Consider the following 2,171-nt stretch of genomic DNA (forward strand, 5'->3'; position numbering starts at 1 on the left):
GTGTTCTGGACGCTGTCCTACGAGATGGCGTTCTACCTGCTGGTGACCGCGATCTTCGTCTTCGGCCACCGCGGGAGCACCACCGGCATACGCGCCGGGCAGGCTGGGGTTCTCCGGGGCGCGGAGGTCCAGCCGCGCGGCCGCCGTGATGAGGCGCATCTCCTGGATGGCCCGCATGACAGGCCCGTCCCGCAGGCCGAGCTCCTTCTCGTGCGTGCGGCGGCGCTCCGTTGACGCGCGGGCGGCCGCCAGCACCTCCACGATCCGCTCCGGAGCCACCCCGTCCATCCGCAGCAGCGCCTCGGCACGGCCCGTCAGGCACCAGTGGCGGCCGATGTCGTCTCCGCCCACCCGGCCGGCCGCCGGCTCCTCCGTCTCGGCGAACAGGGCCGCCGCCGCCGCGAAGTCCCCCTGCCAGAGTGCGGTCTCCGCCAGCATGCCCGCGCAGTTCTCGGCCATCCGCGGGTCCAGGGTCCTGGCCCGGCCCTCGGCGAAGGACTGCCGGGCGCTCTCGAAGGCGCCCGAATGGAGCTGATCGAGCCCCCGGGACAGCCTGGCGCGGCTCGCGGCGTCCGTGGGGTGCCGGATCTCGGCCAGGGCCTCGTCGGAGAGCGTGCCGTAGCGGCGCGCGAGGCGGTGGCGGCCGGCTATGCGGACGATCGTGGCGAAGTTCGCGTACGCCTCGGCCCGCAACGCCGGGTCGGTGGCCCGTTCGGCGGCGTTGAGCTGGCGGAGCGAGGCGGCCAGCATCGTGGGCAGGTCATGCTGGTGGTAGGCGAGCCTGGCCAGCAACGCGAGCGCCTGCGCGGCCTCCGGCCCGGCGGCGTCCACGCGGCCGAAGGGCAGGACACGGTGTACGGCCTGCCGCGCGGCGGCGGTCAGCGTGGCGGCGGCGAGGCCGGCCGCCGACACGGGAAGCGGCTCGCCCAGAGCGTCGAGCGCGGTCCTGGCCAGGCACGCGGCCTCCGCCACCCTGGCGAGCTGGTACGCGCTCACCCCCGCCATCCGCAGCCCGCGGGCACGCAAGTGCGGAGCCTGCGGTGTACGGGCGAGATGGCGCCGGACGATGGCCGCCGACTCCTCGTAGAGGCGTAACCGCAGGCATAGCGTCCAGTACCGGTCGAGGAACCGCGGCTCGCCCGACGCGGCCCAGGCCAGCCGGATGTTGTCCATCTCCGCCCCGAGCACGCGGGTCACCTCCGTGTCCGACGCGTCGTGCAGGGCCGGTGCGTGGTGCTCGAGCAGCCCGGCGAAGTGGGCCGCGTGCCGCTCGCGTACCGACCGGTCAGCCGACGGGTCCTCCCGCAGATGGGCGCCGGCGAACTGCTGGATGAGCGGGTGGAGGGCGTACCGGCCGGACGGGGTGAGGTTGATCATGCTGTGGTCCACCAGGCAGACCAGCACCTGCGGGGTGGTCCCGGCCACCTCCAAGGCCGAGCGCAACGTGCACCCGCCTCCGAACACCGACAGCGCGGCCAGCGCCGACTGGCCGGCCGGGTCCAGCAGGCGCCAGGAGGTCTCGAAAACCGTACGCATGCCGGCGTGCCGGGGCCTGGCAGCGGGTCCCGCGGCGGAGAGCAGGCCGCCGGCGTCCGCGCCCAGGCGCTGGGCCAGCTCCGCGCAGGGTATGGCGCGCAGCAGGCCGGCCGCCAGCTCGACGGCCAGCGGCAGCCCGCCGGTGACGGCGCAGATCGCGGCCACGTGGGCGGCCTCGCGGTCCGCGTCGAACGACGGTTGCGCCCTGAGCGCCCTGGCGGTGAACAGCGCCTCGGCGGCCGGTCCCGGCAGCCCCTCCACCCCGACGATCGCCTGAGCGGGCAGGTCCAGGCGGCGCCTGCTCGTCGCCAGCACCCGCACCTGCGGGGCTGTGCGGAGGATCTCGCCGATGACCGGGTCGAGAGCCGGGAGGTGGTCGAGGTTGTCGAGCACGAGGAGGGTCGAGCGGCGGGCCAGGGCGGCGAGGAGGAGGTCCGTGGCGGGGCGCGGCGGCGAGAGGTCCACGCCGAGGCGGCGGGCCAGCGTGGTGACGGCCGCCTCGGGCCGCACGCCCGCGAAGGAGACGAACGCGACATCCCACCGACGGCCCGGACGCGCGCCCTCGCCACCCCGACGGCCCGGACGCGTCCCCGGGTTTCCCTCGTCTCCCGACGCGGCGGCGATGGCGAGGCGGG

At 75.7% G+C, this 2,171-nt stretch carries 1 pseudogene; it reads right to left on the reverse strand.

The features are described from left to right. Positions 1 to 2,046: pseudogene (locus AB0J09_RS62960) on the reverse strand (hypothetical protein); the annotation flags it as partial. Positions 2,047 to 2,171 lie beyond the last annotated feature (125 nt).

It is taken from the genome of Nonomuraea sp. NPDC049784, from assembly GCF_040659615.1.
Classification (GTDB): Bacteria; Actinomycetota; Actinomycetes; order Streptosporangiales; family Streptosporangiaceae; genus Nonomuraea.